Annotated in this window: 9 protein-coding genes; 4 read left to right on the top strand and 5 right to left on the bottom strand. The window is 68.9% G+C overall.

Translation table 11 applies throughout. The features are described from left to right. Window positions 1-497 precede the first annotated feature (497 nt). Together KPB06_RS09210 and KPB06_RS09205 are read left to right on the top strand one after the other, a co-directional pair. A complete protein-coding gene (locus KPB06_RS09210; protein ID WP_059577699.1) occupies window positions 498-4,091 on the top strand; it encodes a YadA family autotransporter adhesin in 3,594 nt (1,197 codons plus the stop codon). Window positions 4,092-4,438: 347 nt separating this feature from the next. Further along, entirely contained in the window at window positions 4,439-4,846 is a 408-nt protein-coding gene (locus KPB06_RS09205) for a VOC family protein (protein WP_179231829.1), read from the top strand. Window positions 4,847-4,966: 120 nt separating this feature from the next. Here KPB06_RS09205 and KPB06_RS09200 read toward each other — a convergent pair whose 3' ends face one another. The 3 genes from KPB06_RS09200 to KPB06_RS09190 all read right to left on the bottom strand — a co-directional run bounded on the left by KPB06_RS09200 (window position 4,967) and on the right by KPB06_RS09190 (window position 14,383). Then, window positions 4,967-13,570, bottom strand: coding sequence for an RHS repeat domain-containing protein (locus KPB06_RS09200; RefSeq protein WP_275905319.1), 8,604 nt, complete (start codon window positions 13,568-13,570; stop codon window positions 4,967-4,969). Window positions 13,571-13,696: 126 nt separating this feature from the next. Next, window positions 13,697-14,020: a hypothetical protein gene (locus KPB06_RS09195; protein ID WP_059577704.1), complete on the bottom strand. Its 324-nt coding sequence runs from the start codon at window positions 14,018-14,020 to the stop codon at window positions 13,697-13,699. 126 nt (window positions 14,021-14,146) lie between these two features. Beyond that, window positions 14,147-14,383, bottom strand: a complete 237-nt coding sequence (locus KPB06_RS09190; protein ID WP_059637675.1) for a DnaJ-like protein C-terminal domain-containing protein — start codon at window positions 14,381-14,383, stop codon at window positions 14,147-14,149. Window positions 14,384-14,532: 149 nt separating this feature from the next. Between KPB06_RS09190 and KPB06_RS09185 the strand changes: the two genes are divergently transcribed. Then, complete coding sequence (locus tag KPB06_RS09185) at window positions 14,533-14,859, top strand: hypothetical protein (RefSeq protein ID WP_155720444.1); 327 nt, start codon at window positions 14,533-14,535, stop codon at window positions 14,857-14,859. Window positions 14,860-15,024: 165 nt separating this feature from the next. Here KPB06_RS09185 and KPB06_RS09180 read toward each other — a convergent pair whose 3' ends face one another. Beyond that, window positions 15,025-15,411, bottom strand: a complete 387-nt coding sequence (locus KPB06_RS09180) for a MerR family transcriptional regulator (protein WP_059637673.1) — start codon at window positions 15,409-15,411, stop codon at window positions 15,025-15,027. 86 nt (window positions 15,412-15,497) lie between these two features. Here KPB06_RS09180 and KPB06_RS09175 point away from each other — a divergent pair, with 86 nt between their 5' ends. After that, on the top strand, window positions 15,498-16,406 hold the full coding sequence (locus KPB06_RS09175; RefSeq protein WP_275905320.1) for an alpha/beta fold hydrolase: 909 nt from the start codon (window positions 15,498-15,500) through the stop codon (window positions 16,404-16,406). A 27-nt stretch (window positions 16,407-16,433) separates the two neighbouring features. Here KPB06_RS09175 and KPB06_RS09170 read toward each other — a convergent pair whose 3' ends face one another. Further along, entirely contained in the window at window positions 16,434-17,234 is an 801-nt protein-coding gene (locus tag KPB06_RS09170; RefSeq protein WP_060010497.1) for an ABC transporter ATP-binding protein, read from the bottom strand. Window positions 17,235-17,259 lie beyond the last annotated feature (25 nt).

Raw genomic sequence — 17,259 nt, 5'->3', positions numbered from 1 at the left:
GTCTCATAATTCGTCCGAACTTTGAATGACGGGTGGAGCAGGGCAGCGCAAGCGGTGACGGACGTTGCCCGACCCGGGGGGCTGCGCATCGATTGATGACGGTCCAGGCAAGTGCTCGCCGCACGGCAATGAAACTCCGGTTTCCGGAGATGAAATAAAAGAAGCGGGGTAGGTCGCGGTCGGCGCGGCAAAAAAATCGGAGATGTCACGACGGCGGATTGAATCTCGGGATTCAGTCGGGGAAAAAGCTCGTCCACAAGAATCAATATGTATTCCTGATGAAGTTGTCGAATTAACGGAACGGAGCATCGATCCGGCGTCATGCCCGGGGCCCTCGAACGCCCCGCCGAAACGGGTGCTCGATACGCGTCGTGTCGACATGGCCAGCCCGGCGGCGGAATCCGTTTCAGAACCGAAGTCGCAATCGAAGTCGAAGCTGTCAATAAAAGTAAGTAGTCCGTATTCAAACCAGACGCTACACAACGGAGCAGAAGACCATGAAGAGGAAGCAGATTTCGGCGCTCGCCGCCGCGATGTTCACCGGCGCGGGTGTGCTGATTGCCGGCGCCGCCCACGCGGACAATTTCGTCGACCGCGGCAACCCGGACAACGCGCTGAACGGCCAGTGCATCGACGGCACCAACCCGCTGTGCGTGGCGACGAAGAACGGCAGCTACGTGGCCGTCAGCACCACCAACGTGACGCAAGGCACCAACGCGAAGGCCGGCGCCAGCGGCATCGCGATCGGCGACCAGTCGAACGCGGGCAGCAAGGGCAGCAGCGGCAGCGGCGGCGCGATCGCGATCGGGGTCGGCTCGCAGGCGCTGGCGAACTCGGCCACCGCGATCGGCACGGTGGCGGTGGCACAAGGCAATACGTCGCTGGCGGTCGGCCGCCAGTCGGCGGCGGTCGGCGATTTCTCGATGGCGCTCGGCAACGTCGCCGATGCGCACGGCACGAGCTCGATCGCGCTCGGTCACTCGGCGCTCGCGAGCGGCGACCGCTCGGTCGCGATCGGCGGTGCGAATCCGACGTCGAGCGACGGCGTATCGGCCGGCGCATCGTACGACGCGGCCACGCAGACGCGCGCCGGCGGCACGCAGTCGGTGGCGATCGGCGCCGGCGCGCAGACGAACGACAACAACCAGGTGGCGATCGGCTCGGGCAGCATCGGCGCGAACAACGGCGGCACGCCGGTGTTCGGCGGCACGGCCGCGCCGGTCGGCGGCGCGGTCTCGTTCGGCGCGCTCGGCAGCGAACGCCAGCTCAAGAACGTCGCGGCGGGCGCGGCCGATACCGACGCCGTCAACGTCCAGCAACTGAAGAACGTGAACAGTACGCTGAGCACGGGCATCGGCAACGTCGACGCACGCGTGACGTCGGTCGGCAATGCGCTGTCGACCACGATCTCCAACGTCGACCAGCGCGTGACCAGCGTCGGCAACAGCTTGAGCACGAGCATCGTCACGGCGACGCAGAACGTCGTCAAATACACCGACGACTCGCATGCGGCGATCGCGCTCGACGGCGCCACCGGCACGACGATCGGCGGCGTGGCTGCCGGCGTCGCCGATACCGATGCGGTCAACGTCGGGCAGTTGAAGGGCGGCATCGAGCCGCTGCAGACGTCTCTTTCGACCGCGACGTCGAACATCACGAACCTGCAGAACAGCGTGACCGGCATCAACGGATCGCTGAGCACGGCGGCCTCGAACATCGCCGGCCTGCAGGCGGCCGATACTCGCAACGTGAAGTACGACGGCGCGAGCGGCTTCGACTCAGTGACGTTCGCCGGCCGCGACGGCACCACGCTGCGCAACGTCGCGGACGGCAAGGACGCGCACGATGCGGTGAACGTCGGCCAGTTGAACGGCGGCCTCGCGTCGCTGAGCACGAGCGTGACGAACAACCTGAGCACGACGCTCGGCAACCTGAGCACGTCGATCGCGAGCCAGATCGGCAACGCGACGAAGAACGCGGTGCAGTACGACGACGATGCGCACGGCGGCGTCACGCTCGGCGGCACGGGTGCAACGGCGCCGGTCGGCCTGCACAACGTGGCGGACGGCGTGGCCGCGAACGATGCGGTGAACGTGGGCCAGCTCGGCAAGGCGACCGACGCACTGAACCAGTCGATCACGGCGGTCGGCAACCAGGTGACGACGAATACCGGCAACATCGCGGCGCTCCAGCAGGACGCGCTGCAGTGGAACCCGGCGCTCGGCGCGTACGATGCGAGCCACGGCGGCCACGGCCCGCAACTGATCAGCAACGTCGCGGCCGGCAAGAGCGGCACCGATGCCGTCAACGTCGATCAGTTGACCGCGGCGATTCACGACGGGACGAGCCAGCTCGACGCGCTGGCGGTGAAGTACGACGATGCGAGCAAGCAGCAGGTGTCGCTCGGCGCGGGCAACGGCGGCAGCCCGGTGCGCGTGACCAACGTCGCACAAGGCAACGTGGCGGCCGGCAGCACCGATGCGGTGAACGGCGCGCAACTGCGTCGCACGACCGACGGCGTGGCGGCCGCGCTCGGCGGCGGCGCGACGGCGAACGCGGACGGCTCGATCGGCGCACCGGACTACAGGATCGGCGGCAACGCGTTCAACAACGTCGGCGACGCGCTGACGAACCTCGACGGCCGTGTCGGCAGCAACACGACGACGCTCGCGAATCACGAAACGCGCCTCGGCAATGCCGAAACGAACATCGCGGGCAACACGGCCGCGATCGCCGGGCTGCAACAGGATGCACTGCAATTCGACCCGACGCTCGGCGCGTTCAACGCCGCGCGCGGCGGTGCGCCGACGAAGCTGACGAACGTGGCCGACGGCAACCTCGCAGCAGGCAGCACGGACGCGGTCAACGGCGGCCAGTTGTCGGGCGTGAAGACCGCGCTCGAACAGCAGATCACGAACGTGTCGAACCAGACTGGCGAAGCGGTGAAGAACGTCGTCAAGTACGACGTCGACCCGAGCGGCAACCGGCTGAATTCGGTGTCGCTCGTCGGCGGCGACACCACGTCGGCGGTCGTGCTGAAGAACGTCGCGGCAGGCACGAGCGATACCGACGCGGTGAACGTGAAGCAGTTGAAGGACGTGCAGTCGAACCTGAACCAGCTCGGCGCGCTCGCGGTGCAGTACGACGACAGCTCGAAGAGCACGATCACGCTCGGCGGCGCGGGCGGCACGCGCATCACGAACGTGCAGGCCGGGACGCTCGGCGCGACCAGCACCGACGCGGTGAACGGCTCGCAGCTCTACGCGACCAACCAGCAGGTGGCGAAGAACACCACCGACATCTCGAACCTGCAAGGAAGCGTGACCAACATCGCGAACGGCAAGGCCGGCCTCGTGCAGCAGCAGGATCCGAACGGCGCGATCACGGTCGGCAAGGACGCGGGCGGCACGAGCGTGAACTTCTCGGGCACGGCGGGCGACCGCGTGCTGACCGGTGTCGCGGCGGGCGTGAACGACAACGACGCGGTCAACGTAGGCCAGTTCAACAACGCGCTGAAGAACGTGGCGGCCAACGACCGAATCCGCGCGGTCGCGACCGATGCGAATACCACGTGGATCGCACGTGCCGACGCGGGCGCGATCGGCTCGACGGCGACGGCAACCGGCAAGAACGCGGTGGCGGTCGGCCAGGGTTCGGTCGCCGATCGCGACAACTCGTTCTCGGTCGGCGCGAAGGGCAGCGAGCGCCAGATCACGAACGTCGCGGCCGGCACGGCGCCGACCGATGCGGTGAACGTGCAGCAACTGAACGACAATCTCGCGACGGCGTCGACGCAGGCGAAGGGGTATACCGACCAGCGCATCGGGCAGGTGTACAACGCGTTCAACGACCTGAAGAAGGACATGTACGGCGGCGTCGCATCGGCGATGGCGGTGGCCGGCTTGCCGCAGCCGACCGGCGCGGGGCGCTCGATGGTGTCGGCGGCGACGTCGAACTATCACGGCCAGCAGGGCTTCGCGGCCGGCTACTCGTACGTGACGGAGAGCAACCGCTGGGTCGTCAAGGCATCGGTGACGGGCAACACGCGGTCGGACTTCGGCGCGGTGGTCGGCGCGGGTTATCAGTTCTGATGCAGCTTGCATCGCGTTGAGCGATGCGCGGTGCCGGGCAACGCATGCGACGCCCGGCATCCGCTGTCGATCCGCGGCCCGGGATTCGTTCGCGAATCCCGGGCCGTCGTCGTTCGTCGTCGCCGGCCGATCGCGCATTTCGCACCGACGATGCCGTCGCGAATGCGAGCAGCGCCTTCCGCCGTGCTCGTCGCCATCCCGTAACGCCCGGCCCCGCAAGGGTTTGCACGCGCCCGCGGCGGAACGTCCAATGCGAGTTGTGGAATGCGAGCTTGCGCTCGTATTCTGAAGTCCTCGGGCGGCACGGCATGGGGCCTGCGCCCATCATCGCATCGGAGCACGCGACAATGACCGACACCACACAGACGATGAAGCTCAACCACCTGAGCTTTCCCTCCGCCGACACGCTGGCGACGGCCCGATTCTTCGAGCGATACCTCGGCTTCACGATCGCGGGAAGCTGGGACAAATCCTGGATCCTCAAGCGCCCGGGCTTCGACGTCGTGATCGATCACGTCGGCGACGGCGTGCCCGCGTGGCCGACCAATTTCCACGTCGGCTTCGAGCTGCCGAGCCTCGATGCCGTGCAAGCGCTGTTCGCGCGCTTCAAGGAAGAGGGCGTCGCGATGGAGACCGACGTCTTCAACAACGGGCGCGGCTCGCGCTTTTTTTGCCGCGCGCCGGGCGGCGTGATGTTCGAACTGAACACGCGCGCGGATGCGGCGCCGGAATATCAGGGCACCTTCGACGACTGACGCGACGCGGTTGCGGCCGCGCATGGGCGTGACCACGGGCAGAAGGTGAAGCCGCGCGGTATGCCCGATGCGCGACGGCCGCCACGCGGCCGTCGTCGCTCGTCGCGACGTGTCGCGCCGTCAGCGCGGCTGAAAGCGGATCCATGGCGTCGAGTTGTTGGTCGGATAGACCACCCACCAGTGCGCGTACACGTCGACCCGCAGCTCGTTGGCCAGCGCCTGCGCGAAACCGAAGCGGCCTGCCATCCCCGCGAAGCAGGTGACGAGCTTGATCGGCCTGCCCGACGCCGCGGGAAAGTTCGTATCGGCCGCGCCGTAGCCCTGCGCGCGCAGGAACCGCGCCAGCGTGGACGCGGAGATCGGCCGGTTGATCTGCACGCCGTTGTTGCCCGTCCACTCGACCATCGCGCTGCGCGAGATGCCATGCGTCGCCACGACGTCGACGTCGAGGTTGCCGATCCGGGTGAGATTCTGCGCGAACTGCTGTCGCTGCAGATCGGTGGTGAACGCATCCCACCTGCGTTTCACGCTGGTCGTGACCGGATCGTTCGGCATCAGGATCCGCACCTTCCCCACCAGGCCGCTCTGGCCGGGCTCGCTCGGCAGGCCGGGCGTGTTCGGCGGCGGATAGTTCGGGATTTCGCCGGCGTTCTCCAGCGGCGTCGGGTTGACGCCGAGCGATTCCTTGCCGGTGAAGAACGTGAGGTGCGCGCCCGCCGCCATCAGCCCGGCGCCGCCGCCCGCCACCGCGCCGATCGCGATGTTCAGCGCGGTCGCGCGGCTGAAGAACGGCTGCCCGGTCATGCCTGCCGTCACGCCGGCCCCGGCCGCCCCGCCGGCCACGCCGCCCGCGATGCCGGAGACGAGCGACACCGACAGCGTGGTGGCCACCTTGCCCGCGCTCAAGCCGAGCGCCGCGCGCGCGGTCAGGGCGCCGGCGCCGCCGCCGGCCAGCGCACCGGCCGCGCCCGCCGCCGCGCCGGCCAGCGCGTCGATGCCGAACTGCTTCCAGCTGATCTGGTCGCCGGTGGCCATGCTCATGAGGTCGCCGGCCATCGACCCGACCGCGCCGGCCACCACGCCCACCAGGATCGCCGCGCCGATGCCGGTGCCGAGCAGCACCACGCCGGCCACGCCCACCACCAGCGTGACCAGCGCGCCGACGATGATGCCCCACACGTTCATGCCGCTCGGATCGGTGAAGACGAGCGGGTTGTTGCCGACATAGACGTACGGCGACGGCGTTTCCAGCATCGGATCGACGCTGAGATAACGGCCGTATCCGGGGTGGTAGAAGCGCGCGTTGCAGTCGTAGAAACCGGAATCCGCGTCGTAGTTGTGGCCGGTAAACAGCCGCGGCCACGCAAGCGGCGCGGCCACGAGCACGGTGGGCTGGCCGTATACGTCGTACTGCCACGCGCCGACGGTCTCGCCGCTCGCGTCGAGCAGCACGCGCACGCTGCCGAGATGGTCGAGCAGCCCGAAGTAGAAGCGCCCGTCGTGCCACGCCACCTGGACGTCGAGCGCCGCGATGAAGCGGGTCGGCTCGCTCGCGCCGTTTGCCGTATCGATCACGACTTCGCCGTCGGGCATCGACATCTGGAAGCGCTGCGTGGTCGCGCCGCCGCTCGTGCGGGTCAGCGCCGCGCGATTGCCGTCCGCGTCGCGCAGGATCGACAGCGACACGCCCGGATTGGCGTAGCTGACGGGGCGCCCGGTGCCGGCGTCATAGCCGATCTGCCAGCGCGCCGCACCGGCGCCGTCGCTCGCGCCGACGATCCCGCCCGCATGGTCGTACGCGAACGTGGTGGTGTCTTGCGCGGCCGTGTAGCCGGTCAGTCGGTTGGTGCCGGCCGCATACGTGTAGCCGGCCGAATCGGCGCCGCGCGTGTGCCGCTCGAAGTTGCCGTTCAGGTCGATGTCCCAGCGTTGCGCGTCTGCGCCGGCGCCGAACGCGGTCAACTGGCCGAGCGAATCCATGGTGGTGCAGGCCGGCCCGAGCGACCCGCCGGGTACGTCCGCCGTGACGGTCTGACTCGCGACTTCGCCATTGTAGTAGCCGCCGCCCTGACAGGCGCCGGTGTCGTAGCCGAGCGTTTCCCTGAGCACCGCCCCCGCATCGCTGAGGGTGGGCCAGCCGGGCGGCGTGTACGCGAAGCGCCGGGACAACATCGCCGAACCGTTGCCGTCGGGCAGCAGCCGGGTGAGCGCCGGCTTGCCGTTCGGCTCGTACTCGTGCGCGATCAGCACGGTCGTCGTGCCGCCGGTGTCGGCCGCGACCTCGAGCACGCGGCCGAGCGCATCGTAACGGCGCAGGCTGACGAGCCCCGTGGCCGAATCCGTGCTCGACAGCAGGTTGCCGCCGGCCGACCACGTATTCGCGATGACGCAGTCGCCCGCGGGCATCCCGGCGAATTGCCGGCGCCGCGCGAGCACGCGCCCGGCCCGGTCGTACGCGACCGTCTCGGTCAAGGCGGCCAGCCCGGCGTTGCCCTGGTTGACTTCGACCTTCCAGAGCCGGCCGACGAGATGGTCGTCCTGCGTCGCATCCGAGCCGTCGCCGTCGTAGTGGCGGCGCACGCTCCAGGTGGGCGGCGACGGCGGCCAGTCGGCGTCGTCGGCATGCTGCTGAAGCTGCGTGCGATCCCACGCGACGGCGAAGGTGCCTTCCTCGATCACGCGGCTCAGCGTGTCGTATTTGCGATAGGCGACGTAGCCGCCGTTCAACGCATTGCCGTCGGCGAGGAAGCGCATCAGCCCGGCGCTGCTGTAGACGATCTGCGTGGTGCCGCTGTCGGGGTCGGTCGAGCTGAGCCGATGCCCGGCGAAGTCGTATTCGGCGGTGCTGCTGCCGGCCGGCACGGTTTTCGTGCCGGCGCCGCCCGCCGCGTACGACGCGGGCGGCACCGACGCGACGGTGCGGCCCTGCGCGTCGTGGATCTGGCTCATGCGCCAGTCGAGGCTGTCGTCGGTGGCCGAGTTCTGCACGACGCGGCCGATCAGGTGCTCGGCCGTGTCCGACCAGGTTTGCGTGAGCGCGCCGTTGGGATCGACGTCCACCGTCAGGTGATACTCGCCGAGCGGCAACGGGTACGCGAAGCGCCCCGCATCGGTATTGACGCCGTAGCCGCGCGTCGCGTAATGCGTGTTGCCGGGCCGGATCGCATAGTCGTAGCCGGGCTGGCCGAACGCCACCGGCCGGCCGAGCGGCGCGTTTTCGTACGCGGTGCGCGAGAACGGATAGCCGCCGGCATCGGGGTGCCAGGCGGCCAGCGCGCCCTCGAGCGGCGCGCCTTCCCAGAGGCTGCCACCGGCGCCGCCGTTGGTCACCAGGCCGTCCTGGTAGACGAACAGCGCCTGGGCGCCGGACACCGTGACGCGGCTCGTGAGCGCCTGGATCGCGCTGTTGCCGCGCTCGTCGTACACGCCGGTGTCGAGCACGGCGCTATCGGCCGATTCGAGCTTGAGCGTCTGCAGGCTGCGCGCGAGGCCGTCCCGGTACTCGACGCTCAGGCCGACGTCCTCGGCCACGGCCAGCGCCGAGAAGCTGCCGGGCGCCGTCATGCCGAGCTGCAGGCCGAACGGGGCGGCGACCGCGGCGTTCGCATATTCGAACACCTTGCGCCCGTCGGCGAAGAACAGCACGCGGCCCGTCACGGCCACCAGCAGCCATTCCCGTGCGGCCGGCGCGCCGCTGTCGGATTGCAGCAGCACCGCGTTCGCGCCGTCGAGCCGCCACAGACGCCAGCCCTGCGCCTGGCTGAAGCCGACGAACCACGTGCCGGTGCCGAGCACCGCGTCGCCGAGCGTGGCGCGATCGACCACCACGCGCGCGGCGATGCTCGTCGCCGCGAAGCCGGTGCGTTCGAGCCGCGCGCCAAGCGGCCCGCCGGCCTCGCCGTGATAGCTGAGCAGGCCGCCGCCCGCGGTCCAGTCGGCCGCATTGCCCGACGCGGCCGTGTAGAACGCCAGCGCGCCGTTGCAGAAGCCGTCGTACACGCCGGTCCCCTGGCCGGTGACGTTGATCGCCGCGTTCGGCGTGGCGCGCGGAAACGGGGCGGCCGGGCCGATCGTCGTGTCCTGCGCGGCGAACCAGGTCATGCTGATCAGGCTCGGATTGTCCCAGGGGCCGACCGTCACGGACGGCTCGGCGAACGGGTTGTAAAGCGTGCGCGAGCGCACGCCGTTCGGCGCGGTGGTGCCGAGCGTGCGCAGCCGTGCGCCGTCGTACGCGATCGACTGGAACTGGCAGTCGAGCGGCGTGAAGAACACGTCGTCGAGCCGCAGCCACGCCGCGCCGCCCGCCGGCAGTTCCGCCTGAATGCCGAGCGTGACGGCGGCGTTCGCGCCGAGGCCCAGCGACGACGGATCGACGGTCCATTGCTGCGGTTGCCACTGGCCGGCGGTGGGCGCGAGGCGCCGGCTCACCTGCGCGCCGCCCGGCGCGGTGAGCGTCAGCGTCACGGCGAAGTCGCGCGCGGTCGCGCCGGGCGGGCTCTTGAACCAGAGGCCGAACAACTGCCGCGCGCGGCCGTCGGTCAACGTCACGGCGCGGGTGAGCGTCGCCGACGCGGTGATCTGCAGGCACGCGGTGCCGCTGGCCGCGTCGTCGCGATAGACGGCCGCGCCGGCCGGCAGGCTCCAGGTCGGCCGCTGGTAATCCTCGAAACTGTCGTACGCATTGCCGCTGGCCGAATTGACGAAGCCCGCGATCCGAAAACGCCCCGCGTCGTCGAACAGCGAAGCCATCGGCCGGCCGGTGACGTCGTGCGACAGCAGCACGTTGCCTTCGCCGTCGCGGGTGTCGATACGCTCTTCCAGCAGCCAGCCCGCGCCGGGCTGACCGCCGTTCCACGCGGCGAACGGCGGCGCATCCGCGTCGACCGCGACCCAGCTGTCGGCTTCCGCCAGATAGGTGGTGCCGTCGTCGCGGGCCCAACTGCGGAAGGTCTGCGCCTTCGCGGCCTGCAACAGCCAGCCGCCGTCCGCCTGCACCCGCGTCGACGCACTGGCCACCGGCGCGAGAATGTGCGCGCTCCACATCGCCGGGTAGACCTCGAAACCGAACAGCGACGTGCGCTGCGTGACGTTGAGCTCGCCCCGGCTGTCGTAGTAGGCGGTCTGCACCGTGGCCGGATAGCCCGAGGCCGCGTTGTACGCATAGCTCATGGTGCGCTCGACGCCCTGCAGGCTCTCGATCGACGTCGCGATCTGCGGCACGGCGTCGTAGAGATTGCGCAGCGCGGTGCCGTTCGCGTCGCTCGCGACCTGGTCGGTGTAGGTCCAGTCGCTGGTGGTGGACGACAGCAGCGTGCCGTCGCGGTCGTACACCGAGGTCGACAACAGCAGGCCGGCCGCGAGCGAATACGCGTCGTCGACGGGCGCGGCCGTACCGCATGCGCCGGCGCGGACGCGGCAATCGTCCGGCAACTGCAGCGTGCGCGCGGGCAGGCCGTTGTAGAAATGGCTCGTGGTCCAGCCGTAGCGCTGCGCCTGCGGCGTCTCGCACGCCTGGTATTCGGACACCGTCGAGAATTGCACGATGCTGCCCGACGGATCGGTGTTGGCCGACACGTCCGCGTACGCATAGCAGCGCAGCATCGTGTCGTAGCCGCTGTCCATCGCCAGCGCGGTCACGACGAAGGCCGCGAGCGGCGCATGCAGCGAGTGATTCGCATAGCGGTGCAGCGTGACGTGGGTCGATGCGTCGATCTCGTTGCCCGACGGGAAGGTCACGAAGCCCGACGGAATCGCCGGCAGCTTGCCCGAGATGGCCGTCTCGTACTGCAGCGTGCTGTTGAGCAGGCGGAACATCTGCTGCCCGGGGAACCGCTCGACCACCGGCTCGCCCTGCGCGTCCCGCAGCAGCCCGCCGTTGCTGAAGAAGCGCACCTGCGTGTCGAGCGGCGCGCCGTCGGCGTCGAGCGTCATGAACGCGAGGAAATCCGGCGCCTGGTTGATGACGGTCGTGCTGTCGAAGCGATCGACGGTGATTTCGCCCAGCCGGAATCCGGCGATCGGGTTCCACGCGGGCCAGACCGAACGGCCGTAGAGGTCGCGGTTCTGCGACAGGAATTCGCCGGCCAGCGTCGGGAAGCCCTGCGTCTGGCGATCCGCGGGCGCCGGATCCTCGTCCTGCAGCACCTGGGTGACCCAGGGCGTGTCGGCATCGGGATCGAAACTGTCGAGCGCGGAGTAGAGCGCCGACGTCGTGTTCTCCGTCTTCAGCACGCCGAGCGGGTCCCACGCGTACCAGTAGAACTGGCGGTTCGCGTCGCTGCCGGGCGGGTACTGGATGCCCGCGAAGTGGTAGGACCAGCTCACGCCGTCGAACACCAGCACGTTCGGGCCCGAGCCGATCAGACTGTTGCCGGTGATCACGGGGCCGAGCGTCTGCATGAACGCGGGCGACAGGTTCGTGAAGCCCGGGCCGTCGAATACGTCGGGCAGCGGGCGCAACGCGAGGTTGCCGTAGTCGTCGTCCCACGCGGGCACCGCCAGGCGGTAGTCGAAGGCCTTCACCACGCCGCCCGACGACGCATAGCGGTCGATCCACGCGGCTGCCGCGAAGCCCTGGCCCATCGACAGCTGGAAATACGACGTGGCGCCGACGGCCGGAATCGTGATCGCGTCGGTGTCCAGCGTGCTGCCGAGCCGCCACGCGAGCGTCGCCGCATCGCGGACCATCAGGCTGAACCGGCCGCGTGCCGTGTCCGCGTCATAGCAGAACACCAGATAGTGATTCGTGGCCGCCGCCACGTACGATTGCGTATTGATGCTGCCGGACGGGCAGCACGTGCCGCTCGCGAGCGCGGGGGCGACGTCCCAGCCGCGCGTCTGCCAGTTCAGCGCGTAGCGGTCGACGCGGCGATCGTCGTTGTCGATCACGACGAAGAAGTCGGCGCCGTTGGCGATTCGCAACTGGCTGCTGGCGTAGCGGTACGGCGTGGGCGCGCCGGGCTCGCCCGCGAAACGCCAGTCCGCGTTCGCGACCGGCCGGCGCGACGCGAGATAGAGCGTCGATTGCGTGTCGTCGAGGCTCGCCAGCATGAGCACGAAGCTGTCGGCGCTGGTCGTGGCCACCGTCCGGTCGAGATCGAGCGCGCCGTCGAAGCGCTGCCAGTCCGTCCAGGCCGGAATCCAGCGGCCCAGCCACGTGTAGACGTTCGCCAGCAGCGCGTTCTCGCTGGCCTCGTACCACGCGACGACCACGTAGTCGGCGCCGTACCAGATGCGCGGCGCGCCCGGCCGGCTCGCGCCGAACGGATTGTCGACGGTGAGGTTGCGCGAGCCCGGATCGACGTTCTCGTCCGCGCCCACGTCGATCTCGGCGTACGTGTAGCGCAGCACGCCGCCGGTGGGCAGCGTCATCGACGTCATCGCGCCCGGGTTCGGCGCGCCGCCGGCATCGAAGTTGTAGTCGAACGCGATGCCGGGGCGGGCCGCGCCGCCGCTGAACGTGTCCGTCACGCTCTTCAGATAGCGTTTGTAGCAGGCGCCGGTGGCGAGCGGATTGGCGGCGTCGCGCGGCGCGAGAAGGGTCAGGTCGTACCAGTCGAAATCGAGGCGCGTCTGCTGCGCGCCCGAGCCGTCGATCACGTCGACGTGGTCGAGATAGCGCGTCTCGTAACGGTCCTGCCACGCGTTCGGCTTGTCGCCCGGCACCTGGGTCGGGTCGCCGTGCGCGGCCAGGTATTCCTTCGGCGCGTCGAGCGAGCGGGTGTCGTAGGTCATCGGCTGCCACGCGAACCGGCACGACCAGCCGAGATCGTTTTCCATGCTCGCGATCTGGCATTCGCGCGTGTAGGTCAACGTGCCGTCGCCGACCGCCTGCTCGATCGTGCTGTACGAAAATTCGATCCAGTGCCCGAGCGTGTTGCGCAACTGCGCGAGATTCCACGCCACCGCATAGCGCTGCTGGTTTTCCGCGCGGCGGCTCGGGCCGACCCAGTTGCCCCAGCGGATGCCCCACTGGATCAGGTTGCGCGCGGCGGCGGCCGCATCGGAGCCGCCGTAGGTGGCGACCGTGCCGTCCGGGCGGACGACTTCCCAACTGTCCCAGGCCGGGTAGTGCGTGATCTGCCAGAACTGGTAGGGCGCCGTTTCATAGGACTGGCCGTCGGTGGTCACGGCGATCGTGCCGTCCGCTTGCCGGCGCAGCAGATGCGAGCGGCGCAGCGGCGCATCGTCGAGGCGCCACTCGCCGGGGCGGCCGGTGGGCGAGACACGCGCGTCGCCCGACGGGCGCCAGCCGTGTCGCTCCAGCGCGGACGCGAGTGCCGCCGGCACGCGGTCGCTCGCGAACGGCGCCGCGCTCGCGGCGTCGTCGAACGCGTCGGCGGCCAGCGTGCCGCGGCCCCACGCCGTGGGGATCGGCACGAGCTGCATCGCCTGGCCCTGGCTCATCAGGTAGTACTGCACGTCGAGCGGGCTGCCCGTGCCCTGCGTTTCCGCGACGATGCGCTCGAGCGGCATGCTCCAGCCCACGCCGAGCGCGCCGCTCGGGTTCGTGAGGTTCCATTGCGAGACCTGGTCGGCGACGTTGCTCTGGTACAGCAGGGTCAGGTCGAACGCCAGCCCGCCACGCGCCGGCAGCGTCAGCAGCTTGAGCGGGAAGGCGAGATTGCCGCGGAACAGGTTCACGGCGGAACCGAAGCTGCCGGCGTCGAACTGGAGCACGCCCAGGGCGGGAATGTCGGCCTGCTGGCTGGCGCTGGTGGACATGGCGACTCCTCGAGAAAATGGTCCCCGGCCCGAACGCCGGGCGGAGGACCACGAAAGGCCCGACCGCAAACCGGGCAATGGAAACGACGCCGCCGCTCACCGCGGCGGCGCGGCGGCGAACGCCGCTTATTGCGCCCAGGCAATCACCGACGCGATCAGCGAGCAACTGCTCGGATTGAGCTCGTTGCTGCTGTTGTCGATCAACTGGAGCGAGCCCGTGATGGTCACCGTCGGCGAATTGTTCTGCGTCTGCACCTGCACGCTCGCGCCTACCGTGCGCAGGTGGTGGTCGGTGTTGCCGAACGAGACCGAGTAGCTGGCCACCGACGCGCCGGCCGCAATCACGTTGGTCGGGAAACTGTAGGTGGCCTGGGCCGTGATGACGCCCGAATCGGACGGCTTGGCGTCGCTCAGGGGAATCGAGATGTTCTGCACGTAGACGGACGGCATGAAAGACTCCTGTCGATCGGTAAGGTGGGGAAGACACGCTGCGCGCCGGATGACGCGCACGGGCCGTGCGACTGCCGATTGCCAACTGCCGCGGCGCGGCGGCCCGTCCCGCGCGCGGAACGCGGTTCAGGGCAGGGTGACGCCGTGAGAATCGTTCTCGCCGGTCACGCCCGACTGCGATTCGCTGTTGCGGGTCCAGAAGATGTACAGGTACTTGCGCTCGCCCGGGGCCGGATCGCCCCATTGGTTGCTGGCCGTGAATACGCGCTGGCCGTTCTGGTAGGCCGCCGCCACCTGGCTCGTGACATCGATGGTCGAGTTGTAGACCCCGTAACCGGCACTTTCGATCGTCGTGGTACTCATTTTTATTCCTTCATCAATATATGAAATATCGAAGCGACAGATTTAAGAAAATCCCGAATTGATAATACATCGCCGGTGAAATTCGGGATCCACCGGATTTTTAAAATGGATATTCCGCGAACATGCCGTCTCGCATTGAATCCCGACGCATGAGCGATGCGATTCGGGTGGGCGACGCGCGTCACGGCACCGCCCCGGTTCTGTCGGAAAACCGGCGGCAGGCCTGCGGGGTCGGATGGCTGAATGGCGGGAATCAACCGCCAGGCGGCGGTTTGGTGGTAGCGGACATGGACGTGGCCCCCGGTCGGATCAAGCCTGTTTTACTTCTCGGTCTTGCATTTCGCCGACGCGTATTGCTGCGCGCCGCTGCAAATGCAACTCTCAGTCCTGTTTTTCGTCGTGCGGTTTTTCGTATTGCATCGATTGCAATGGCAGTAAATACCACGCGATTCGGCATGTCAAGGATGCGTTTATGAAAAGCGTTCGTAACCGGCGGTAATTGAATATGCCCGTTTTTTCCGTGGCTCGGCGGGCGTGGTGTGCGTGCCGTCGCCGGTCGCGCATTCTCGAACGATGACGATGTGAAGCGGGTGCCCGAAGGGCGACGCGGGGGCTGATTCGTGCCGGTGAACGCCGGCGCCTCAATCGAGCGGCGGCACCGCGCCATCTTGCAAGGTCTTGATGAGCCGCGCACGCCGCTTTTCCAGATCGGCGATCTGACGGTCGATCGCTTCGAGGCGTTCGCGCTGAACCTCGGAGATCTGATCGCACGAACGCGCGCCCTCGATCAGCAGCATGCAGTCCGGAAAGCCGCGAATGTCGTCGAGGGTGAAACCGGTCGCGATCATGCGCTGGATCTGTCTGACCTGCGTCACCGCGTTGTCGGGGAACAGGCGGTAGCCGTTGGCCGCGCGCACCGACGCGAGCAGGCCGTGCTCGTCGTAGTGCCGGATCGAGCGCACGCTCGCGCCGGTGAGCTGCGCGAGTTTGCCGATGGTCAGCAGCGGCTGCGGAGGCGGGTTTTTCATGCGGGGCAGGTTAGCACGATTCGCTTGACTCTCACATCAGTGTGAGGGTTGAGACTGTGCGTCCGTTCATGCCTGGAGGAAAAATCGTGACTACCCGAGTGCTGATCCGCTGGCTGCTGGCCGTGGTCTGGTGGGCGACGCCGTTCGCGTCGGCGTACGATGCGGCGGCCGCGCCGCTCAGCTATACCGTGACGTCGACGGACGGCGTGAAGCTGGCCGTCCAGGAAAGCGGCGACCCCGACGGCGTGCCGGTCATCCTGATTCACGGCCTGCTCGGCAGCCGCCTGAACTGGGACGCGCAGGTCGCGAGCCCCGAGCTGCGCGGATTCCGGATCATCACGTACGATCTGCGCGGCCACGGGCTGTCGGACAAGCCGTCCGGCGCGCGGCCGTATCGCGACGGAACCCGCTGGGGCGACGATCTCGCCGCGGTGATCGACGGCGCGCATGCGCGCAAGCCCGTCGTGGTCGGCTGGTCGCTCGGCGGCGTGGTGATCTCGAACTACCTCGCCAGATACGGCGACGGCGCGATCGCGGGGGCCGTGTACGTCGACGGCGTGGTCGAGCTCGCGCCGGGCCAGATCGTCGATCACCCGGACGTGTACCGCGACATGAATGCGCCGGACCTGAAAACGCATCTCGACGGCGAGCGCACGTTCGTCGGTCTGTGCTTCAACCGTCGGCCGGATGCCGCCACGTTCGAGCGGCTGCTCGCCAATGCCGCGATGGCGTCGTGGGACATGCAAAAGGCCATCCCGACGATGTCGGTATTCGCCGCGGCGGGGCTCGGCCACGCGCGCGTGCCGCTGCTCTTCATCTACGGCGGGCGCGATGCACTGGTCGATACGCCCACGACGCTGGCTCGCGCGGCCGAGCTGAATCCGCGCATCGCCAGCAAGGTGTATGCGGAGTCGGGGCACGCGCCGTTCATCGAGGAAGCCGAGCGGTTCAATCGCGATCTGGCCGCGTTCGTGCGGTCGGTGTCCGCGCGATGAAGTCGTGTGCGGTGCGGGCCGGCGATGTCAGTCCGGCGTGGCCGCCGTGTCGCCGGCCGCGCGATCGTGAAAGCGCTGGAACGCATCGAGCAGCCGCGCGCGCAGCGCGGCCAGCGACGGATCGCGCCGATCGCGCGGCCGCGCGATGTCGACGTGGAGTTCGTCGTCGACGCGGTCCGGGTTCGGCGCGAGCATCAGCACGCGATCGCCGAGATACAGCGCCTCGTCGAGATCGTGCGTGACGACGGTCGCGGCCATCCGGCGCCGCTGGACGACATCGAGTAGCAGCGTCTGCAGGCGCATCCGCGTGATCGCGTCGACCGCGCTGAACGGCTCGTCGAGCAGCAGCAGGTCCGGCTCGCCGAACAGCCCGCGCGCGATCACGGCGCGCTGCGCCATTCCGCCCGACAACGTGGCCGGCAGTTGCCGCGCGACGCCGGCCAGACCGACTTCGTCGAGCAAGCGCGCGACGCTCGGGTCGCGTCCGCCCCGCGCACCGGCCGCGAAGCCGACGTTGTCGGCGATCGACAGCCACGGCAGCAGCCGCGGCTCCTGAAAGATCACGCCGACGCGCGCGGACGGCCCGGCGAGCGCGCTGCCGTCGAGCGTCACGCTGCCGCGGAAGTTCGCGTCGAGGCCGGCGACGATCCGCAGCAGCGTGCTCTTGCCGCAACCGCTCGGGCCGACCACGCAGACGATCTCGCGTGGCGCGACCTGCAACGCGATGTCGGCGAGGACCGTGCGATCGCCATACAGCTTGCGGGCGATCCGCCGGTCGAGCAGCGGTGCGGCGAGGCCGGCCGCCGGGCGGCCGGAAGGAGATAGCACGGCCCGCGCAACTTTATGACGCACG

Source organism: Burkholderia semiarida, assembly GCF_029268935.1.
In the GTDB taxonomy this organism is placed as follows: Bacteria; Pseudomonadota; Gammaproteobacteria; order Burkholderiales; family Burkholderiaceae; genus Burkholderia; species Burkholderia semiarida.
This window is presented reverse-complemented; position numbering and strand designations above follow the sequence as displayed.